The following is a 20,937-nucleotide window of genomic DNA, read 5'->3' as shown; positions in this document are numbered from 1 at the left end:
TAACGTTAAGCGGACGGGAGGTGGGCGTCATGTCAGATTTGAATCTCGACGACCCGTACACCGTGCCGACGAAGCACTGGCACGCCCTCGACGACGGTCGCGTGCAGTGCGACGTGTGCCCCCGCAACTGCCGGTTGCGGGAGGGGCAGCGCGGGCTGTGCTTCGTGCGCGGGCGCACCGCCGACCAGATCGTGCTGGCGAGCTACGGCCGGTCGTCGGGGTTCTGCGTCGACCCGATCGAGAAGAAGCCGCTGAACCACTTCCTGCCGGGCTCGTCGGTGCTGTCGTTCGGCACCGCCGGCTGCAACCTCGCCTGCCGGTTCTGCCAGAACTGGGACATCTCGAAGTCCCGCGAGATCGACACGCTGTCGGCCGACGCGTCGCCGGAGGCCCTGGCGGCGGAGGCCGGGCGGCTGGGCTGCCGCAGCGTCGCGTTCACCTACAACGACCCGGTGATCTTCATGGAGTACGCGATGGACGTCGCCGACGCCTGCCGGGAACGCGGCATCAGGGCGGTCGCGGTGAGCGCCGGCTACATGAACGCCGCGCCCCGCGAGGAGTTCTACCGGCACATCGACGCGGCCAACATCGACCTCAAGGCGTTCAGCGACACGTTCTACGAGAAGGTGACGTTCGCGAAGCTGCCGCTGGTGCTGGAGACCCTGGAGTACCTGAAGACCACCGACGTGTGGTTCGAGGTGACCACGTTGCTGATCCCCGGCCTCAACGACTCCGACGCCGAACTCGCCGCCGAGTGCGCCTGGTTCGCCGAGCACCTCGGGCCCGACGTGCCGCTGCACTTCTCCGCGTTCCATCCCGACTTCAAGATGCGCGACATTCCCCGTACTCCCCCGCAGACGCTGGCCCGGGCCCGCCGGATCGCGCTGGAGCAGGGGTTGAAGTACGTCTACGTGGGCAACGTGCACGACGTCGACGGGCAGACCACCACCTGCGCGGGCTGTGGCGACCCGGTGGTGAAGCGCGACTGGTACGTCATCAAGGAGTACGGGCTCACCGACACCGGCGCGTGCAAGCGCTGCGGCACCACGGTTCCGGGCCGGTTCGACGGTCCGGTGGGAACGTGGGGCGCGAGGAGGCTGCCGGTTCGCATCCCGCCGGTGCCCGCGCGATGACCCGGCCCCCGGCGGTCGCGGGCGCCTTCTACCCGGCCGACCCCGCCGAGCTGACGTCTACAGTGGACAAGCTGCTCGACGCCGTCGACGTACCGGCCGACGACGTGCTCGCGCGGGCCTACGTGGTACCGCACGCGGGTTACCGCTACTCCGGTGCCACCGCGGCGCACGTCTACGCGCGGCTGCGGCGGCACGCCGTCCACATTGGACGGATCGTGTTGCTCGGGCCCGCGCACCGGGTCCGGTTGACCGGTCTCGCCGCGCCCACGACGCGACGGTGGGCGACGCCGCTCGGCGACGTGACGATCGACCTCGACCACGCCGGCGGCCTGCCGGCCGACGACGCGCCGCACGCGCCGGAGCACTCGCTCGAGGTGCAACTGCCGTTCCTGCAGCGGGCCGTTCCGGGCGTACCGGTGCTGCCGTTCGTCGCCGGAGTGTCCACAGTGGAGGAGGTCGCCGACGCGATCGCCGCGACGTCCGACGGCGCGGTCGTCCTGTGCAGCACCGACTTCTCCCACTACGAACGCGACGTGGTGGCGCGGGCGCAGGACGAGCGCACCGCGCGGGCGGTCGAGTCACACCGTCCCGACCTCATCGGCGTCCGCGACGCCTGCGGCGTGTTCGCGCTGCGCGGCACCGTGGAGTGGGGCCGCCGCAACGGGTTGGCGGTGCGTCGGCTGGCGCTGACGACCTCCGCCGACTCCGGCGGCGACCCCTCCCGCGTGGTGGGCTATCCGGCTTTCGCCCTCGGGTAGAACCTATTTCGCCCCGAGGTCGGTCAGGGCCTTCTCGGCACCGCGGTGCAGGGGGACCGGGGTCGTCTTGCGCGCGGTGTCGAGCGAGATGCCGTTCGCGGCCGCATTGGCCTTCGCCAGCTCACCCTTCGTCTCGAAGAGCGTCTTCGTCAGCACGCAGGCGACGTTCGCGTCGAGGTCGTCACGCACCAGGAGCACGTTCGGCACCACGATCGTCGGCACGGCCGCGCCGGTCTTGTAGGTGTCGGCCGGGATCTCCGAGCGCTGGTAGGCCGGGTTCACCTCGACCATCTTCGCCAGCTGCGGCGTGATGTCGATGAACTTGACCTTGCCGGCCGACGTGGTGAACAGGTCGGTGACGCCGGGCGTCGGCAGACCGCCCGACCAGAACATCGCGTCGATCGTGCCGCCCTTCATGCCGTCGACGGTCTTGGTGAGGTCGAGCCGCTGCGGCTGCACGTCGGTGTCGGGGTTGAGGCCGGCCGCCTGGAGCACCCGCTGGGCGATGACCTCGGTGCCCGACTTCGGCGAGCCGGTCGAGACCCGCTTGCCCTTCATGTCGGCGACGGAGTTGATGCCGGCGTCGGCGCGTACGATGACCTGGGTGTAGTTGTCGTAGATGCGGGCGAGCGCCTGCACCTTCTGCGGCGAGGTGAACGAGCCCTTGCCGTTCACCGCGTCGGTGGCGGTGTCGAACAGCGAGAACGCCACCTGGTAGCGGTCGGCGGCGAGCTGCTCGATGTTCTGCACCGACGCGCCGGTCTCCGCGGCGGTGACCCGCAGCTTGCCGCCGGTCTTCGAGGCGACCTGCTCGGCGAACGCGTTGCCGAGCGCGTAGTAGACGCCCGTGGTGTTGCCCGTCGCGAGACCGATCCGCGTGTCGTTCGCGATCTCGCAGCTGATCTCCCCGGAGCCGGTGTCCCGGCTGTTGTTGTTGCGCTGCCCACCGCAGGCAGCGCCCGTCATGGCGACAATCAGTAGTCCGACGATGGTGAGGTGGGGTCTCACGTGTCCCTCCCTGTTCGAATGGTCACGTTTGCGCGCAGATTAACCCCAGTCAACGACGATCACCAATGGGTTCGGTCGAGTCGGGTTCCGGTATCGACACGATCAACGACGGATCCGGCCGGTAGGTTCGAACCATGGGAGAACGTCTGGTGGTCATCGGCGGTGACGCCGCGGGAATGTCGGCCGCGTCGCAGGCCCGTCGCCGACGCGGGCCCGACGACCTGGAGATCATCGCGTTCGAGCGGGGCCACTTCACCTCGTACTCGGCGTGCGGCATCCCGTACTGGGTCGGTGGGCTGGTCGACGGTCCCGACGCGCTCGTCGCCCGCGACCCGCAGACGTTCCGCGAGAAGCACGCGATCGACGTACGCACCCGGCACGAGGTCACCGCGGTCGACCTCGACCGCCGCGAGGTCGTCACCCGCGACCTCGACAACGGTGGCACCGAGACCCGCACCGGCTTCGACCAGCTCGTGTACGCGATCGGCGCGGTGCCGATCAAGCCAGCCTGGCCGGGTGCCGACGCGCAGGGCGTCTTCGGGGTGCAGACGCTCGACGACGGCCAGGCCGTGCGCGACTACATCGAGAAGGAGAAGCCGCGCAAGGGTGTCGTGGTCGGCGCCGGGTACATCGGCGTCGAGATGGCCGAGGCGCTGCAGAACCACGGGCTCGAGGTCATCGTGCTGGAGCGCGCCGACCAACCGATGTCCACTGTGGACCCCGACATGGGCGCGCTCGTACGCACGTCGATGGAGAAGCTCGGCATCGTCGTGCACACCGGCGAGACCGTCACGGCGCTGCGGGAGGCCGACGGGAAGGTCGTCGGCGTCGACACCGACAACGGCCACTACCGGGCCGACATCGTGGTGCTCGGGCTCGGCGTCAGGCCGAACACACAGATCGCGAAGGAGGCCGGGCTGCCGTTGGGCGCCGGCAACGCGATCGTCACCGACCAGCGCATGCGTGTGGTGGGCCACGAGGGCATCTGGGCCGCCGGCGACTGCGTGCAGACGATCCACCGCCTCACGCACGAGCCGGTGCACATCCCGCTGGGCACCCACGCCAACAAGCAGGGCCGGGTGGCCGGCGTCAACATCGGTGGTGGGTACGCCACGTTCCCGGGCGTCATCGGCACCGCGGTCACGAAGGTCTGCGACCTGGAGGTCGCCCGCACCGGGCTCCGGGAGGCCGACGCGGAGAAAGCCGGATTCGCATACATCACCGCGAGCGTGGAGTCGACGAACCGGGCCGGCTACTTCCCCGGCGCGAAGCCGATGGTGGTCAAGCTGATCGCCGAGCGCGTGAGCGGCCGGCTCCTCGGCGCGCAGATCGTCGGCCGCACCGAGGCCGCCAAGCGCATCGACGGCCTCGCGATCGCGCTCTGGAACGGCATGACCGTCGAGGAGATGACCGGCCTCGACCTCGGCTACGCGCCCCCTTACGCACCGGTCTGGGACCCGATCCTCATCGCGGCGCGGAAGGCCACCGAGAAACTCGCACAATGATCGGGCGCCCGATCTCGTCTACAGAGGCGTGACCTACGAAGAGTTCGTGACCACCCGACTGCCGGGGCTTCTGCGGTTCGCCGTGATGCTCACCGGCGACCGGGACACGGCCGCCGACCTGGTCCAGGACGCCATGGTCAAGGTGCAGCTGGGGTGGCGCCGGATCAACGCGGTCGACCAGCCCGACCGCTACGTGCGCCGCCTGATCACGAACACCTATATCGACCAGCGTCGGCTCAGCTGGTTCCGCAAGGTCATGCTGCGGGCCGAACCGGCCGAGCCCGCGCCTGTTCCGGACCATGCCGACACCACCGCGAACCGCGACCTGCTCTGGGCCATGCTCGCGACGCTGCCGCGCCAGCAACGCGCGGCCCTGGTGCTGCGCTACTACGAAAGCCTGCGCGACAACGAGATCGCCGAGGTTCTCGGCTGTTCCGTCGGCACCGTGCGCGGCTACATCTCGCGGGCGCTGACCACCCTGCGTCTCCAACTGCCGAGCGCTCTGGACGAAGAGGCCTACCGATGATCGAACAACTGATGGAGACGTTCGCGCGGCACGAGGATCTGGCGCCCGCGCCCGATCAGGTGCGGAAGCGGATCGACGCCGCCGTCACGCGGCGGCGCCGGGTGCGTCAGGGGCTCGTCGGTGGCACGGCGGTCGCGCTGGTCGCGCTCGTCGCCACCGTCTTCGTGCGGTTGGACGCGGTGCGCACGGTTCCCGACGTGGCCGCGTCGACGGTCGCCTCGGCGGTGGCCGCCCCACGCGGTCCGATGACGTTCCTGCTCGTCGGCACCGACAAGCGACCCTGGGACAACGCGCCCGACTTCGTGCGGGCCGACTCGATCATGCTGGCGCACCTGCCGGCCGACCGGTCGGCGCCGTACCTGATCTCGCTCTCGCGCGACCAGATGATGCCGTTCCGGGGTGACCGGGAACGGCTGAGCTTCTACTACGCGCACGACGGGATCCGTGGGCTGCGTGACGCGGTGCAGTCGCTGACGGGAATTCCGATCGACGGTGCCGTGGAGGTCGACTTCGCCGGGCTGGTCACGGTGACCGACGCGGTGGGCGGGGTCGACCTGTGCGTGCGCCGGAAGGCGGTGAGCGAGCACACCGGGCGGATCTTCCAACCCGGCTGCCGCCACTTCTCCGGCGAGGAGGCGATGGACTACCTCCGGCAGCGGAAGTCGTTCGAGGCCGGCGACTTCGACCGGCAGAAGCATGGTCGCGAGTACGTGAGCGCGCTGTTCAAGCGGCTCGCCGACGCCAGCCTGCCCGAGCTCCTCACCGTGATCCAGGCTGCTGGCACGGCGATCCGCGTCGACGCCGGCGGATTCCAGTTGGCCGCGGTGTTCGCGGCGGCCAGGGACCTGAAGTCCGGAGATGTGGTGAGCATCGCACCGCCCGCCGAGTTCGACGGACCGAACACCCGTTTGCTGCCGGAGGCGGCGGCGCTGTGGACGGCCGTCCGTGACGGGACGGTGCAGCAGTGGGCGCTGGCGAACCCCCAGCAAGTGGGTCAGCGGTAGTCGTCGTCGAGGTCGACCACCTGGCTCTGCTCGTAGGCGTCGGCCTCGTTGACGTCGGCCGGCAGCCGGAGGTCGGCCGGCAGCCGGGCCGGATCGGCGGGCACGGACTGCTCGTACGCGTCGGCCTCCGGAGCCTCCACACTTCGGCCGCTGGCAAGCTCGGGGCCGTCGAGGTCATGCAGGGGTTCGCCGGGCTGGGTCATGCCTATACGGTACGACTGTCGACACCGAAGTTAGGTCCAAGGAGCCCAACCATGCCTATCGCCACGCCAGAGGTATACGCCGAGATGCTCGACCGTGCCAAGGCCGGCGCGTTCGCATACCCGGCGATCAACGTCACATCGTCGCAGACGCTGAACGCGGCGCTGCGCGGCTTCGCTGAGGCGGAGAGCGACGGCATCGTCCAGGTCTCCACGGGTGGTGCCGAGTACCTCAGCGGCCCCACGGTCAAGGACATGGTGACCGGCTCGGTGGCCTTCGCCGCGTTCGCGCAGGAGGTCGCCAAGAAGTACCCCGTGAACATCGCCCTGCACACCGACCACTGCCCGAAGAACAAGCTCGACGGCTTCGTGCGGCCGCTGCTGGAGATCTCGAAGGAGCGGGTGGCCGGTGGCGGCCTGCCGCTGTTCCAGTCCCACATGTGGGACGGGTCGGCGGTGCCGCTCGACGAGAACCTGCAGATCGCCGAGGAGCTGCTCGCTCTCAGCGCCGCCGCCAACGTGATCCTGGAGATCGAGGTCGGCGTCGTGGGCGGCGAGGAGGACGGCATCGTCGGCGCGATCGACGAGAAGCTGTACACCACGCCGGGCGACGCGCTGGCGATGGTCGACGCGCTCGGGCTGGGGGAGAAGGGCCGGTACATGGCCGCTCTCACGTTCGGCAACGTGCACGGCGTCTACAAGCCGGGCAACGTGAAGCTGCGTCCGGAGATCCTGCGTGAGGCGCAGAAGGCCGTGGGGGAGAAGTACGGTCAGGAGAAGCCGCTGGCGCTGGTGTTCCACGGCGGGTCGGGCTCGCTGCTCGAGGAGATCCGGTCGGCCCTCGACTACGGCGTCGTGAAGATGAACGTCGACACCGACACGCAGTACGCGTTCACGCGCCCGGTCGCGGCGCACATGTTCTCGAACTACGACGGTGTGCTGAAGGTCGACGGCGAGGTCGGCAACAAGAAGGCGTACGACCCGCGCGCCTGGGGCAAGGCGGCCGAGGAGGCCATGGCCAAGCGCATCGTGCAGGCCTGCGACGACCTCCGCTCGGTGGGTACGTCGCTGTCGAAGTAGTTACGGCGTCGTCCGTTGCTCTTCCTTGGCTTCGGCCGGGGCGGCGTAGGTGAGGATCATCTGCACCGCCTCGGCCGGGTCGTCGGTGATCTCGATCAGGTGCGTGAGGTCGCCGTGCGGGCTGGCCTTCAGGAGCGGCTCCAGCAGGCTTTCGACCGGAAGCTCGTGCGTCCAGAAGTCTTTGCCCAGGAACACGAAGGGTCCGCTGGCGCCGTCGGTCGCGTAGAAGGTCTTGGTCGCGGCCTGGAAGATCTCCTGGACCGTTCCCGCGCGGCCCTGTGCGAAGACGATCCCGCCGCGGGTGAGGCGGAGGATCGTGTCTTCGCGGATCGCGTTGGAGAAGTACTTGGCCACGCGCGCGGCGAAGAGGTTGGCCGGCTCGTGGCCGTAGAGCCAGGTGGGTACGGAGAGGCCGCCGTGCCGGGCCCACCCGGTGACGTCGCGCCGGTCGCCGTCGCGGTCGTTGCGTGAGTACTTCGCGCGGACCTCGAGCGCCAGTGCGGTGAACGGGTCGTGCTGGTGGAAGTCGGGCTCCTCCGCCAGGTCGTCGATGGCTGCCGCCAGGTCTTCCTGCGTGCTGGTGGCCATGAACGCGCCCAGGTTGGCGGCTTCCATCACGCCCGGGCCGCCGCCGGTCACCACGAGGCAGCCGGCCTCGGCGAGGCCGCGTCCGATCTGCGCGGCGGCCCGGTAGCCCTGGGATCCGCGGGGCTCGGCGTGGCCACCCATGATCCCGACCACCGGTCCACCGGACTCGGCGGCCCAGCCGTCGATGGCGTCGGCCAGCGCGTCGTCGATGCCGTGGTCGTGCATCCGCTGGCTGAGGGCCTCGCGCACGCCGGGTAGGGCTCCGCCGTGCTCGATGAAGTGCCGGTAGACGACCGTGTCGTACATGCCGGTGAAGCCGTGCTCGGCGAAGCCCGCGCTCAGCTCGTGCGGCAGGTAGAGGTGCGGCGGGTGGGTGGGGTAGGGCACGTCGGGGAGCGGCGGGATCACGTGGGCGCCGCGCCGGATCAGCTCGATCTGGGTGTCGACCGGGCCGAGGTGGCAGGCGATGAACAGGGTGCCGGTGACGTCGACCGCCGACCAGTCGGGCGGGTCGTCGGCGAGGTGCAGCCCCTGGACGGTGAGCCCGCGCAGGGTGTCGGCCGTCAGGTGGAGCTCCAGCTCCTCCCGCGACTCGATCTCGTCGGGGCTGTGGTCGTGGTGATGCATGAGCCACCCTTTCACGGACGATGGCCCGTCACCGAAGTGGCGGGCCATCGCGTTACCGGGTCCTGGGGAGGCTCCGGACCTCCTTTGTAGCCCTTGGACAGGGTTTGGCGCACCATCCGGTCGCGTGACGAACGCCTCAGCCGTTCAGCCATCCCCGTCGGTAACACCGGGGTTAGATGTCCGCATGCAGAACCTCCTCCCGGACGTGCCGCCGACCCTGCTGCCGGAGAACGCCGCCGCGGCGGCCGCCCTCGAGAAGGCCCTGGCCAGCCCCGAAGACATCGCCGCGTTGAAGGCTGTCGCGGCCGACAACCCCACCTACAGTGCCGCGTGGGGCCGGCTCGCCGAATGGGCCTACGGCGAGGGCGACCAGGTCACCGCGTACGCGTTCGCCCGCACGGGTTACCACCGGGGGCTCGACCAGCTGCGCCGCAACGGCTGGCGCGGTCACGGTCCGGTGCCGTGGTCGCACCCGGCGAACCAGGGCTTCCTCCGCTGCCTGAACGTGCTCGCCCTGGCCGCCGCGGCGATCGGCGAGGCCGACGAGGCCGCCCGCTGCGCCCAGTTCCTGCGCGACTCGGACCCGTCGGCCGCCGACGCCCTGACCGGCTGAGCCCTTACAGGCCTTCGGCGACCGCCGCGCCGATCCGTAGCCAGGCCAGCCTGGTCGCCGCGCTCAGCTGTCCGTAGCGGATCGGCTCACCGGAGTCGATGAGCTTCTCGTACGGGGCGAGCATGACCGTGCGGGTGCGGGCCGCGAAGTGCCGGGTGATCGAGGGGACGTCGAGGTCGCGCCGACTGGGCGGCATCGACACCACGGTCACCGCCTGGCGCACCAGCCGGTTGCGGCCGTTCTGCTCCAGGTGGTCGAGCATCCGCGCGGCGGTCTCCGCCGAGTCGTTGCGGGCCGACATCGTGACCACGAGCTGGTCGGTCGCGTCGATCGCGGCCTGCCAGTTCTCGGCGCGCACGTTGTTGCCGGTGTCCACGAAGATCAACTTGTAGAACCGGCTGACCACCTCGCGCAGGTCGCCGAACGACATCGCCGTGAGCATCTCGCCCGCGGTCGCCGACTCATCGGACGCGAGCACGTCGAACATGCCCTCGCCCTGCGACCGGACGTACTGCGACAGGTCGCCGACCCGGCCGTGCGCGCCCTGGAAGTGGTCGAGGTCGCGCATCAGGTCACGCACGGTGCGGGAGTGGAAGTCCTGGATCGCCCGCATGCCGAGCGTGCCCTGGGTCTCGTTGTTGTCCCAGGCCAGGACGTATCCGCCGCGGCTTTGCCCGAACGTCATCGAGAGCAGCAGCACGGCGACGGTCTTGCCCGCGCCACCCTTCGGGTTGACGACCGTCACCTGGCGGAGCCCGCCGAAGTTCCGCCGGATCGTCTCGATGAGGTGCCGGTGCTCCTGCTCCTTCTTGCCCGGCCCGGGCCGCATGAGCCCGAACGTCGTGCGGCGCAGCGCGCCCCGGAGACCCATGGTGGCGACCGGGTTGCTGGGCCGCACCTCCCGTCGCCGGGCGAACTCCTCGGCCGTCGGGATGTACTGCCCGCTCTCGTCGACCCGCTGCTCCTGCTGCGGCCCGGCCGCGTGCGGCTGTGCGTGGGGCTGTGCGTGTGACTGGGCGGCCGGCTGTGCGGCCGGCTGGGTCTGGAACGCGGCGGAGGGCTGCTGGTAGGGGTACGCCTGCTGGGTCGGAAATGCCTGTTGCGCCTGGTAGGCCTGCTGTGCCGAGTATGCCGGCGTCCCCGCCTGCGAACTGGCCGCCGACTGCCACGGCGCCAGCTGCGGCGGTGCCTGCTGGTGCCCCAGCTCCGGGCCGTGTTCTGGACTCTGCTCCGGGCCGTGCTCAAAACCCTGCTCCGGGCCGTGCTCCAAACCCTGCTCGGCCGGCGGCAACGGAATCGCCTGTGGCGGAACCGGCTGCGACAGTCCGGGGTAGCTGATCGACTGCCCGTCCGGGAAGTACACCGGCTGTGCGTCCGGCTGCGGCTGGTCCGGACCCACCGGAGCCGGGCTGGACGGCACGACGTCGGCGGGCGCGCCACCCTCGGCCGTCTGGTTCCCGGTCAGCGTGGCCTCCGGCGCATCGGCGGGCGAGGGCTGCTGCCCACCGGACCCGTTCGGCCCGTCGGTGCCGCTCGGCCGGTAGATCGGATGCGCCCAGGGCGACGTGGGTGTGGGGCTGTCGTCCTCGTGCGGTCCCTCCGTGGCCGGCGGGGTGGTGCTCCACGGCAGCGGCGGTGTGCCGGCCCCGGGGCCGGACACCGGCGCGTCGAAGCCCGGAGTCGTTCCGGGCATACCTGAGACCGGCGCCGGCGGACCCGACCGCGGCGCGGGCACCGGATCAGGCACGGGGGGCGGCCCGAACGGCGCCGCCCCGGACTCGGTACCGGGCGGTGGCCCGAACGGCGCCACTCCGGCGTCGGCGCCAGGTGGTGGCCCGAACGGCAGGGCGCCCGGGTCGGTGCCTGGCGGTGGCCCGAACGCGCCGGGGCCGGGAGCCGGCACCGGTGGTGGGCCGTACGGCATCTCCGCCGGCGGCGGCGCGTACCCGGGCTGGGCATATCCGGGCTGCGGATAACCGGGCTGGGCATACCCGGGCTGGGGGTATCCGGCCTGCCCGGGCGCCGGCGCGTGACCGGCCGGCGGCGGTGGCGCCCCGTACCCGGGCAGGCCAACGGGCGGCTGACCGGGTTGCTGACCGGGCGACTGACCGGGCGGCGCCTCGGCAGGCTGCCCGTAGACCGCGCCCGGTCCGTATCCGGCGGCCGGGGTCGACCAGGGTGCCTGCCCCGGCACCGGCGGACCCGCGGGCGGCGCCACCGGGTACTGGGCGGTGGGAAAGCCCGTGTTCGGAGGCGGGGCGACTGGCGGTGGCGGAACCGGAGGTCCGCCATGCTGGCCGTACTCGGGGCCGGCCGGCTGGCCGGGCTGCCCAGGCTGCACGGGCCCGCCAGGCTGCCCGTACACCGTCGGCCCGGTGGGTTGCCCCGGAGCGGGTCCCCACGGGGAGCCCGGCTGGCCGGGCACCGCGGGCTGCGGAGGCGAAGCCACAGGCGGAGGCGAAACCACAGGCGGAAGCGACGCCGAAGGCGGAGTCACCGGCGCTGGCACCGGTGTGTGCACCGGCTGTGCCGGCAGCCCCGAGCCCGGTATGGCCTCGGCCACTCCGCCCGGTCGCACCCGTGCGGTGCGGTCGCTGTCGGTGTCGCCGGCTCGGTCCTCCGGCGGCCAGATCGGATCTTCCACCGCAAACCTCCTGCCCCATGCCCCCGTGCGTGCTTCCGGGGAAGCCCCGGGAAAGCCTTGCACACAAAGGCCCGTTCTTCACGCCGGTGCGTACACGCCCCACGCCGCGCGCTCCATCCACCAGGTGCGCTTGTGGGTCAGCGAGCCGGCCACCCCGTCGTCCAGGAAGGGGAGTTCGGCGCGCGGCGTCACCGCGACCGCGCGGCCGCGACCACGGCGGACCTCGATCTCGACGCGGCCGCGCCGGCGTACGGCCAGCGCCACCGCGACGTCGAGGACGCCGTCGGCCGGCTTCGGGTCGACGACCAGCGGCAGGCCGTCGAAGGTCGAGTAGCCGGCGGCGTTCGCCACGACCGCGGCGATCAACTGTTCGCGGCCGTTCGACAACACGGCGTCGTCGACGTTGACGGTGGCCTTGAACGGCACCGCCCGGCCCTCGCTGTCGGCGCCGCCGAGCAGCGCGCCGTCGAGGGTGAGCGAGCCGCCGTCGTTGCGGAGCAGGTCGATCCGGCGGACGTGGCCGTCGAGCACGGCGCCGGCCACGGCGGCCGGGTCGCGCGGCAGGCCGAGGCGCGACGCCAGGTCGGGGCCGGTCGGGTCGAGCGGCAGGAGGCCGATCGGGGGAAGGTCGGGCAGGGTGCGGTCGGCCGGCAGGTCCGCCGGCCGCTTGCTCGGCGCCGGGGCGTGTTTGCGGACCAGGCGACGCACGACCGCGCGCACCTGGCCGTCGGCGGCGGCGGCGACCACGAGCCGCCCGTCGGTGGCGAGGGCCGCGTCGATCTCCGCATCCGATCCGGCGTTGACGATCTCGACCTCGGCCCCGGCCGCGCGCAGCGCGTCCTGGCACGCGAGCACGGGGACGCGCGGAGCCGAGCAGCCCCCGGAGGGACCGTCGGACAGCGACAGGATCACGACGCGATGCACCGGGTTCGTCCTTCCCGATCAGGTGGGTTGTAGCCTGTCACCCCGGGGCCGCGGGCCGCTCCAAGGCGCCAGGTGGGCGCCACGGTGGCCCAGGGCCGGGAGGCGAAGAACATGCCAGCGATTGTGCTCATCGGCGCTCAGTGGGGCGACGAGGGCAAGGGCAAGGTTACCGACCTGTTGGGCGAGCGCGTCCAGTACGTCGTGCGGTACCAGGGTGGCAACAACGCCGGTCACACGGTGATCACGCCCGACGGCGAGAAGTTCGCGCTGCACCTGATGCCGTCCGGGGTGTTGACGCCGGGCTGCGTGCCGGTGATCGGCAACGGCGTCGTGGTCGACCCGAAGGTGCTGCTCACCGAGATCGAGGGGCTGGCCGAGCGGGGTGTCGACACGTCGAAGCTCCTGCTCAGCGCCGACGCGCACCTGATCATGCCGCATCACCGGGCGCTCGACCGCGTGGTGGAGCGCTACCTGGGTTCGGCCCGCATCGGCACCACCGGGCGCGGCATCGGACCCGCGTACGGCGACAAGGTCGGCCGCATGGGCATCCGCGCGCAGGACCTGCTCGACACCGGCATCCTGCGCAAGAAGCTCGAGCTGGTGCTGCGGGAGAAGAACCAGATCCTGGTCAAGGTCTACAACCGCAAGGGCATCGACGCCGACTCGGTGGTCGAGGAGTACCTCGGCTACGCCACGCGGCTGCGTCCGTTCATCGCCGACACGCGCAAGGTGCTCGCCGAGGCACTCGAGCGCGACGAGACCGTGCTGCTCGAAGGGGCACAGGCGACGCTGCTCGACGTCGACCACGGCACCTATCCGTTCGTGACCTCGTCGAACCCCACCGCCGGTGGCGCGTGTGTGGGTTCCGGGGTGCCGCCGACCCGCATCAACCAGGTCATCGGCGTGATCAAGGCGTACACCACCCGGGTCGGTGCGGGTCCGTTCCCGACCGAGCTGTTCGACGACAACGGCGCGCACCTGCGCAAGGTGGGAGTCGAATACGGCACAACTACAGGACGGGAGCGGCGCTGCGGTTGGTTTGACGCGGTCGTCGGCCGGTACGCGGTGCGCGTCAACGGGATCACCGACCTCGTGGTCACCAAGCTCGACGTCCTCAGCGGCCTGGACCCGGTGCCGATCTGCGTCGGCTACGAGATCGACGGCGAGCGCGTCGACGACATGCCGATGACCCAGACCGCGTTCCACCACGCCCGGCCGATCTACGAGGAGCTGCCGGGTTGGTGGGAGGATATCTCCAAGGCCCGCACCGAGGCCGACCTGCCCGCCAACGCCCGCCGCTACATCGCGCGCCTGGAGGAACTGTGCGGTTCCCGGGTGAGCGTGGTCGGTGTTGGTCCCGGTAGGGAGGAAAACGTCATCCGGCACGCCCTCCTGCCCTGAACCGCCCGTACCATCTGTCCCCGTGCGCGTACTTCTGATCGGCTCGGGTGGGCGGGAGCACGCCCTCGCCCGTAGCCTCGCCGCCGACCCCGCCGTCACCGCGCTGGTCTGCGCCCCCGGTAATCCCGGCATCGCGAGCGTCAGCCTCAGCGGCGGCGCGCCGGTGGTGCTGGCGCCGCTGGAGGTCACCGACCTCGAGGCCGCCGCGGGGCTCGCGGTCGAGCACCGGGTCGACCTCGTCGTGGTCGGCCCGGAGGTGCCGCTGGTGGCCGGCGTCGCCGACCTGGTGCGGGCCAAGGGCATCGCGTGTTTCGGTCCGTCGCAGGCCGCGGCCGCCATCGAGGGTTCGAAGACCTTCGCGAAGGACGTCATGAGCGCGGCGAACGTGCCGACGGCCCGGGCCAGGACGTGCACCACGCCCGAGGAGGCGGCCGCCGCGCTCGACGAGTTCGGCGCGCCGTACGTGGTGAAGGACGACGGACTGGCCGCCGGCAAGGGCGTGGTGGTCACCGACGACCGCGCGGAGGCCCTGGCGCATGCCGCTTCCTGCGAGCGGGTGGTGGTCGAGGAGTATCTGAGCGGCCCCGAGGTGTCGCTGTTCGTGATCACCGACGGCACGGCCGTGCGTCCGTTGATCCCGGCGCAGGACTTCAAGCGCATCGGGGAGGGCGACACCGGTCCGAACACGGGTGGCATGGGCGCGTACGCGCCGCTGCCGTGGGCACCGGCGGGCCTGGTCGACGACGTGCTGGCGACCGTGGTGACGCCGACGCTGGCCGAGATGCGCGAGCGGGGGACCCCGTTCAGCGGCCTGCTCTACGTCGGTCTGGCGTTGACGCCGTCGGGTCCCCGGGTGATCGAGTTCAACTGCCGGTTCGGGGATCCGGAGACCCAGGTCGTCCTCGCGCTTCTGGAGACGCCGCTGGCCGGTCTGCTGTACGCGGCCGCGACCACGACGCTGGCCGCGCAGCCGACGCTGCGGTGGCGGCCGGAGTCGGCGGTGACCGTGGTGATCGCGTCGGCCGGCTATCCGGCGTCGGCGCGCAAGGGTGACCCGATCCTGGGCGCCGACCGGGTGCCGGGCGTGCTGCACTCGGGCACCGCCCGCCGGTCCGACGGGTCGCTGGTGTCGGCGGGGGGACGGGTGCTGTGCTGCACCGCCACGGGCCCCGACCTGGCGTCGGCCCGGCACGCCGCCTACGCCCTCGTCGACGGTGTCACGATGCCCGGTGCGCAGGTGCGGCCCGATATCGCCCTGCGCGCCGCACGCGGAGAAGTCTCCCTGTAACGCTGAGTGCTCAGGTTCGGGCCGAGCCGTCCGACCTCGGGTACATGTCCGGTAAGCGAGTCGCGCTCGCCGTGTGCGGTGCGGTGCGGTTCGTTGCCCGTGACCGGGTCCTCACGGCGTTCGTGCTGCTCGCCGTGGCCGCACCGCTGTACTTCCTGGCCGGTGTCGGTCCGGCCGCGCTCCAGGTGCAGGTGTTCTGGACGTTCCAGGTCGCGCTCGACGTGGTCTTCGTGGCGATCTGCGTCGCGCTGGCCCGGCAGCCCGGCGGCTACGCCGAACTGCGTCGCCTGTGGCGGGTGGTCGCGTTCATGTGCGCGATGTTCGTGATCGGGGACGGGTCGCAGGTCGTCCTGTCGTTGGCGGAGCCGGGCCTGCGCGCGACGGTCAGCGGCGACGTCCAGAGCGTGGCACTGCTGATCGGCATGGTGCCCACGCTCGTGGTGCTGCTGCGCCACCCGACCAGTCACCACAACCGGTCGGAGAAGTTCCGGAACTGGCTCGATGCGGTGATCGTGCTGCTCGGCGGGTCGGCGTTCGTGTGGGCGACGGTGATCGCCGACCAGGTCGCCGAGGGCGGGCTCACCCAGAAGATCAACGTGCTGGTGAACGCCGCGGTGCTGATGGTCGTGGCGTTCACGGTGATCCGTCTGATGCTCGGCGGCGACCGACTGAAGACCCGGCCCGGCGGCACGCTGCTGGCGGTCGGGTCGTTGACGTTCGCCCTGGCCAGCTGCGGGTCGGCCGTCCAGACGCCGGCGGCGGACCTGGCCGTGACCCAGGCCCTGCGCATCACCCCGATCATGATCTTCATGCTAGGGCTGTGGGTGGAGCTGCGCCCGCAGCACCTGGTCAACGTGGTCTTCGCGCCGGCCCGGCGGTACAGCTTCGTGCCGTACGTGTCGATCGTGCTGACGTTCGGTCTCATGCTCGCGCTCCTGCCGGGCGGGCTCGACGCGCGCGCGTGGGGCGCGGTCATCGCCGTCACGTTGATCACGATGCTGGTGGTGATCCGCCAGCTCGCCGCGTTCGCCGACAACGAGCGGCTGTTCCGTGAGCTGGTGGGGCACGAGAAGCGGTTCCGGGCGCTGCTGCAGCACTCGTCGGACATCACCGCCGTGACCGGCACCGACCGCAGGATCACGTACGTGAGCCCGGCCATCGAGCGGATCCTCGGGGTGCCGCCGGACGAGATCACCGGGACGATGTGGCTGAACCGGCTGCATCCCGACGACCGGCAGAGCGTCGGCGGCCTGCTGCTCGACCTGGCGGCCGATCCGGGCCGGACGGTGACGTTCCAGGCCCGCTTCCGCCACGCCGACGGCTCGTACCGGTGGCTGGAGCTGTTCAGTACGAACCTGCTCGACGAGCCCGGCGTGAACGGCATCGTCAGCAACGCGCGTGACATCACCGACGCGCGCCGGCTGCGCGACAAGCTGCACCATCAGGCGCACCACGACGCGCTGACCGGCCTCGCCAACCGGGCCCTGTTCACCGAGCGGCTGGAGCAGGTCGTGGCCGCCGGCCGGCAGGTCGGCATCTGCCTGATCGACCTCGACGACTTCAAACCGATCAACGACACGATCGGCCACCACGCCGGCGACGCGGTGCTGGTCGCGGTCGGTCAGCGCCTGCGCGACGGGTTCCGCGAGCAGGACCTGGCCGCCCGCCTCGGCGGCGACGAGTTCGCGGTGCTGGTGCCCGACGCCGACGAGACCCTGGTGGCCAAGCTGGTCGAGCGGGTCGACGCGCTGCTGGCCGACCCGGTGGTCGTCGACGGGGCGGTGGTGCCGGTGCGGGCCAGCATCGGCTCGGTGGTCGCCGCCGCGATCACCCCCGACGAACTGCTCCGCCGCGCCGACCAGGCCATGTACGCGACCAAGCGCGCCCGCAAGGCCGCGGTCTAGTCGACGCTGACCTCGGTGTGCCAGATGGCGCTGTCGGCGCCGAGGACGAACAGTTCCACGGTCCTGTCGCGGGCGATGATGCTCGGCGGCGAGAACGCCCGGCCGCCGATCGGCTGCCACTCGTGCCAGACGCCGCCGCGGTAGGCGCGCCGGAACATCGCGCTGTTCTGCCCGACGACGAACACGTCGATGCCGCCGTCGGGCCACGCGACCGCCCGTGGCGGCGAGATCACCGTGCCGCGCAACGGCGTCGGCTCGGTCCACTCCTTGTCCCACGTGTAGTGGTAGACCCCGCGGTTCTCACCGAGCACGAACACGTGCAGCCTGTCGTCGGACTCGACGGCGAACGGGCGGGAGATCGAGATCGCGTCGTCGGTCTGCCAGTGGCTCCACTCGCCGTCCTGGTAGCGCGCGTGCGACAGGCCGCTCTGCGAGTTGATCGCCACCGCGTCGATGCGACCGGGACCGCGCGACAGGACGTGCGGCGGCGTGAGCCAGAGCGACCCGAGCGACGACCACTCGTCACTCCACCCGCTGTCCTCGCGGTACTTGTGCCAGATGCCGAGGTTGGTGCCAAGCACGAAGATGTCGAGCCGGGTCGGTGTCGACCACACCGCCCGCGGCGCGGTGAGAGTGGGACCGCCCGCCTCGCCGGTCATCGACTGCCACTCGGTCCACTCGCCGGCCCGCCACTGGCGGTGCTGGATGGAGTACTTCGGATCGACGGCGAACATGTCGAGGCAGTCGCCGGTGCCGGCGACGGCGTGGGGGACCTGGATCACCTCGCCGGGGATCACCGTCCAGCCGCCCCACTCGCCGTCGATGCGCCAGCGCACCCGGATGATGTGGTCGGTGCCGACCGTGAACAGGGCGATCTTGTCGGCCCCGAGCTCGACGACGTGCGGTGCGGTGATCCACGTTCCCCCGAGCGAACTCCACACGATGGTCCCCTCTCCCATCGGCAAGCTTAGTTGCCTAAGTCGCGTGCACCTCGCTGAGAAATGGCAGCCGCCGGTCGGGCTCGCAAACTACCGTGTGCGGCAGGTCGAGCGCGACGGCCAGGGCCTGCCACTGCTCCAGCGGCAACCGCGTGCAGTGGCTGGCGTCGCCGTCAAAGCGCCAGATGTCGAGCCGACCGGTATTGGCCTGGTGCAGCTGCCACCGCGAGACCCGCGCGATCTCCGGCAGCGCGCGCTGCGCGTAGCCGAGATCCATGTGCTCCAGCACGTCGAACGACACGGCCAGCGCGAACTGCCCGTCGGCGAACGGCAGATCGTGTGCGCCGGCCCGGTGCAGGTACGGCCGCACCTCCGCCGGCGCCTCGGCGATCGCGTATGGGGACCAGTCGGCGCCGTGCGCGTCGACGCCCCGCCGGCGCAGTTCGGCGACGAGGAAGCCCTTGGCGCAGCCGATGTCGAGCACCGGCCCGTCGAGCGAGTACTCCCGGAGCATCGCGACGACGGCGTCGGCGTGCGCCTCGAACGGCGAGGAGGTTCCGGTGTACGAGCAGTAGTTGCTCTTGCCCGTGCCATCGAAGTAGGCGCGGTCGTAGAAGTCGGCGTGCATCACCGTGGTGCCCCGATTCAGGTTCGGAAGGTGTCGGATCAGAGGTGACTGTCAGGTGTTGACCGACCGCCAGAGGCGGCCGAGGATTCCGTCGCTCTGCGCCAGCGCGGGGCCGCCGTGGTGGATGTGCAGCCACTCGGCCGCCCTGAACGCCAGCTCGACGTAGGCGTCGAAGATCAGGTCGGTCTCGTCGGGCTTGCCGGAACCGAGCGGCAGGTCGGGCACGTCGACGATCAGGTAGCTGTTCGGGGCACGGTTGGTCTCGACGGTGCGGCGCACCAGGTTCTGCGCCGCCTCCACGAGGTCGACGTCGGGGTCACCGCGCTCGGCGAACTCGGCGGTGACGTGCTCGATCAGGCTGTCGGGTGCGCGGAGCAGCACCACCAGCGGCAGCTCCGGCCCGAGCTGGCGGAACGTCTGCAGGATCGGCTTGGGGTCGAGGTACGACCACACGGTCTGCCGGGCGATGCCCAGCGGGTCCTCCATCAGCCGGCGGGCGGCCGCCACCTCGGCCCGCTCCACGACCTCGGTGGACGTGTCCGGTCCGAGCTCGAACTGCTCGGCGGCGAGCGCCTTCACGTCCTGGTACGCCCAGTCGAGCAGGTCGGCGAGCAGGGCGCCGACCTCCTGGCTGCCAGCGTGCGGGATGCCGACCACCACGATGCTCGGCGGCACCAGCAGGTTCGGGCGCAGGCCGCGCGGTCGGCTCGCGCACAGCGAGGGCACGCTCATCACCAGGTCGGGCCGCCGGGCCCAGTGCGCGCCGGTCGCGGGTCCGGGTTCGAGCCAATGAGCGGACGTGCGCAGCATGGTGTCGAAGATGGCGAGTTCGATGCGGTGCCGGTCGTCGGCGGTGACCCGCGGGTCGTCGGGCAGCCCCCGGATGCCGGAGACGGCGTCGACCGGATGCGCGCCGACCCGCACCGCGTACCGGGTGGGGTACTTCTGGCCCCGCATGCTGTTGCGGACCGTCGCGCCCCAGTCGCGGCTGTTCTCCAGCAGCGCTCCGGCGACCATGGTGCCGCCCCGGATGCCGACCGCCCGGGTGGCGCCACGCAGCCAGCGGCGGGCCTCGCCGATCGCCTCGTTGAGCTTCTCGGTGGCCTCCAGCCGCATCGGCGCGTCGGACATCTCGGGCGGCAGCCACTCCAGCAGCGAGAGCAGGTGGGTGTGGCTACGGCCGATCACGCGGGCGAGGTCGCGCATCACCCGCGGCGACGGCTCGACGTCCTGGTGCAGCCAGGCCTGCAGGCGTCCCGGTGAGATCCCGATCTCGCGGGCCGCCGCGTTGATGGACAGCCGTCGCTCGGCGAGCGCCTGGATGACCTCGTTGGCCCACCGCTGCCGGGCCTCGTGCGCGGCGCCGCGGGAATCCTCACCCGGACGCTTCGACTGGGCTCCCGACTGGGCGTCGTTCGTCATCACCAGGCCTGAACGTTGGAGGGCTGTGCGTGTCTTCGTCGCTGCAGCGTAGTCGAACTTGACAAAAACTTGAAGTTTCGACGGCCGCGCCGGGGATGCCAACTGAGAATCGTAGGTGATCACTGAAAACAGTTGCACCCGGATTGTGGGCCGGGTCATACTACTGACGGGACATCGCAATCAGCGAAGGTTCCATCCGCCAGGTGGCTGGCGAAGGGCGGTGAAAGAGATGAGGACCTACTACAACGACCGGTACGTGAAGGTCACCAGTGAGTACGTCGCCATTGGCGACCACCGTTACCCGGTGAGCGACCTGCGGGAGATCAGCACCACCCGCGGCCCGATCCACCGCATGGTGGTCCGCACGCTCAGCGGGGGCGTCTCCCTGATGGCCATGGCCATCGTCATGAGCGCGGTCATGCCGGTGGCGATGACCGCGGCGCTCGGGCTCGCGGGTCTGGCCTCGGTCGGCTCGGCATTCGTCCTGAGCCGCACCCACCCGAGGGAGTGGACCCTGTGGGCCAACTTCCACGGCGCGGAACTCGCGCTCCTCAGCACCCGTGACTCCATCGAGGTGGGCAAGCTGAACCGGGCGCTCCGCAAGGCACGCGAACACTGGAACACGCGCTTTCCCGCAGTGAGCTACTAGCCCGGTCACCCCTCGAAGGCCGGGCTTACCGGCCTCGCGAGAGGAACCCGATCGGGGGTGCTCGTGCTCGGGCAACGAAGCCCGGGCACGAGTGAGG

At 71.1% G+C, this 20,937-nt stretch carries 19 protein-coding genes; 11 read left to right on the top strand and 8 right to left on the bottom strand.

Going from position 1 to position 20,937, the window contains the following annotated elements:
- The first annotated feature begins 29 nt into the window (after positions 1-29).
- Positions 30-1,133 carry an AmmeMemoRadiSam system radical SAM enzyme gene (gene amrS, locus Voc01_RS05310; protein ID WP_203926128.1) on the top strand — a complete coding sequence of 368 codons (1,104 nt, stop codon included), beginning with the start codon at positions 30-32 and terminating at the stop codon, positions 1,131-1,133.
- Positions 1,130-1,891, top strand: a complete 762-nt coding sequence (gene amrB / locus Voc01_RS05305) for an AmmeMemoRadiSam system protein B (RefSeq protein ID WP_203926127.1) — start codon at positions 1,130-1,132, stop codon at positions 1,889-1,891. Before amrS ends, amrB begins: the two co-directional genes overlap by 4 nt.
- A 3-nt stretch (positions 1,892-1,894) precedes the next feature.
- On the opposite strand, the gene Voc01_RS05300 is transcribed toward amrB, so the two are convergent.
- Positions 1,895-2,899 carry a TAXI family TRAP transporter solute-binding subunit gene (locus Voc01_RS05300; RefSeq protein ID WP_239159967.1) on the bottom strand — a complete coding sequence of 335 codons (1,005 nt, stop codon included), beginning with the start codon at positions 2,897-2,899 and terminating at the stop codon, positions 1,895-1,897.
- 134 nt (positions 2,900-3,033) lie between these two features.
- Here Voc01_RS05300 and Voc01_RS05295 point away from each other — a divergent pair, with 134 nt between their 5' ends.
- From Voc01_RS05295 to Voc01_RS05285, 3 genes are read left to right on the top strand one after another with little or no spacing between them, the layout of a single operon-like run.
- Entirely contained in the window at positions 3,034-4,404 is a 1,371-nt protein-coding gene (locus Voc01_RS05295) for an FAD-dependent oxidoreductase (RefSeq protein WP_203926126.1), read from the top strand.
- A 28-nt stretch (positions 4,405-4,432) separates the two neighbouring features.
- Positions 4,433-4,930, top strand: a complete 498-nt coding sequence (locus tag Voc01_RS05290; protein ID WP_203926125.1) for a SigE family RNA polymerase sigma factor — start codon at positions 4,433-4,435, stop codon at positions 4,928-4,930.
- Complete coding sequence (locus Voc01_RS05285; protein WP_203926124.1) at positions 4,927-5,934, top strand: LCP family protein; 1,008 nt, start codon at positions 4,927-4,929, stop codon at positions 5,932-5,934. Before Voc01_RS05290 ends, Voc01_RS05285 begins: the two co-directional genes overlap by 4 nt.
- Here Voc01_RS05285 and Voc01_RS05280 read toward each other — a convergent pair.
- Positions 5,925-6,137 (bottom strand): Rv3202a family protein, encoded by a 213-nt coding sequence (locus tag Voc01_RS05280; protein ID WP_203926123.1) that lies wholly within the window; start codon positions 6,135-6,137, stop codon positions 5,925-5,927. The two genes, Voc01_RS05285 and Voc01_RS05280, sit on opposite strands and share 10 nt — an antisense overlap.
- Before the next feature lie 51 nt (positions 6,138-6,188).
- On the opposite strand from Voc01_RS05280, the gene fbaA reads away from it, so the two are divergent.
- Positions 6,189-7,214: a class II fructose-bisphosphate aldolase gene (fbaA, locus tag Voc01_RS05275; protein ID WP_203926122.1), complete on the top strand. Its 1,026-nt coding sequence runs from the start codon at positions 6,189-6,191 to the stop codon at positions 7,212-7,214.
- On the opposite strand, the gene Voc01_RS05270 is transcribed toward fbaA, so the two are convergent.
- Positions 7,215-8,429, bottom strand: coding sequence for an LOG family protein (locus Voc01_RS05270; RefSeq protein ID WP_239159966.1), 1,215 nt, complete (start codon positions 8,427-8,429; stop codon positions 7,215-7,217).
- A 184-nt stretch (positions 8,430-8,613) separates the two neighbouring features.
- On the opposite strand from Voc01_RS05270, the gene Voc01_RS05265 reads away from it, so the two are divergent.
- Positions 8,614-9,042, top strand: coding sequence for a DUF3151 domain-containing protein (locus Voc01_RS05265; RefSeq protein WP_203926120.1), 429 nt, complete (start codon positions 8,614-8,616; stop codon positions 9,040-9,042).
- A gap of 4 nt (positions 9,043-9,046) precedes the next feature.
- Here Voc01_RS05265 and Voc01_RS52830 read toward each other — a convergent pair whose 3' ends face one another.
- Together Voc01_RS52830 and Voc01_RS05255 are read right to left on the bottom strand one after the other, a co-directional pair.
- Entirely contained in the window at positions 9,047-10,735 is a 1,689-nt protein-coding gene (locus tag Voc01_RS52830) for a MinD/ParA family ATP-binding protein (protein ID WP_307781557.1), read from the bottom strand.
- Positions 10,736-11,764: 1,029 nt separating this feature from the next.
- Entirely contained in the window at positions 11,765-12,610 is an 846-nt protein-coding gene (locus tag Voc01_RS05255; protein ID WP_203926119.1) for a diacylglycerol kinase family protein, read from the bottom strand.
- A gap of 111 nt (positions 12,611-12,721) precedes the next feature.
- Here Voc01_RS05255 and Voc01_RS05250 point away from each other — a divergent pair, with 111 nt between their 5' ends.
- From Voc01_RS05250 to Voc01_RS05240, 3 genes are read left to right on the top strand one after another with little or no spacing between them, the layout of a single operon-like run.
- On the top strand, positions 12,722-14,011 hold the full coding sequence (locus Voc01_RS05250; protein ID WP_203926118.1) for an adenylosuccinate synthase: 1,290 nt from the start codon (positions 12,722-12,724) through the stop codon (positions 14,009-14,011).
- Positions 14,012-14,033: 22 nt separating this feature from the next.
- Positions 14,034-15,299, top strand: coding sequence for a phosphoribosylamine--glycine ligase (gene purD, locus Voc01_RS05245; RefSeq protein WP_203926117.1), 1,266 nt, complete (start codon positions 14,034-14,036; stop codon positions 15,297-15,299).
- 44 nt (positions 15,300-15,343) lie between these two features.
- Complete coding sequence (locus tag Voc01_RS05240) at positions 15,344-17,203, top strand: sensor domain-containing diguanylate cyclase (protein ID WP_203926116.1); 1,860 nt, start codon at positions 15,344-15,346, stop codon at positions 17,201-17,203.
- Here the strand turns inward: Voc01_RS05240 and Voc01_RS05235 are convergent.
- Genes Voc01_RS05235 through Voc01_RS05225 form a run of 3 tightly spaced genes read right to left on the bottom strand, consistent with a single transcriptional unit; the run spans position 17,200 to position 20,191 of the window.
- On the bottom strand, positions 17,200-18,162 hold the full coding sequence (locus Voc01_RS05235) for a DUF8189 domain-containing protein (RefSeq protein WP_203926115.1): 963 nt from the start codon (positions 18,160-18,162) through the stop codon (positions 17,200-17,202). The genes Voc01_RS05240 and Voc01_RS05235 overlap by 4 nt on opposite strands.
- A gap of 16 nt (positions 18,163-18,178) precedes the next feature.
- Complete coding sequence (locus Voc01_RS05230; protein ID WP_203926114.1) at positions 18,179-18,769, bottom strand: class I SAM-dependent methyltransferase; 591 nt, start codon at positions 18,767-18,769, stop codon at positions 18,179-18,181.
- Positions 18,770-18,820: 51 nt separating this feature from the next.
- On the bottom strand, positions 18,821-20,191 hold the full coding sequence (locus Voc01_RS05225; RefSeq protein WP_203926113.1) for a helix-turn-helix domain-containing protein: 1,371 nt from the start codon (positions 20,189-20,191) through the stop codon (positions 18,821-18,823).
- 229 nt (positions 20,192-20,420) lie between these two features.
- Here Voc01_RS05225 and Voc01_RS05220 point away from each other — a divergent pair, with 229 nt between their 5' ends.
- Positions 20,421-20,840, top strand: coding sequence for a DUF6232 family protein (locus tag Voc01_RS05220; protein WP_203926112.1), 420 nt, complete (start codon positions 20,421-20,423; stop codon positions 20,838-20,840).
- The last annotated feature ends 97 nt before the right edge of the window (positions 20,841-20,937 follow it).

Source organism: Virgisporangium ochraceum (assembly GCF_016863655.1).
In the GTDB taxonomy this organism is placed as follows: Bacteria; Actinomycetota; Actinomycetes; order Mycobacteriales; family Micromonosporaceae; genus Virgisporangium; species Virgisporangium ochraceum.
This window is presented reverse-complemented; position numbering and strand designations above follow the sequence as displayed.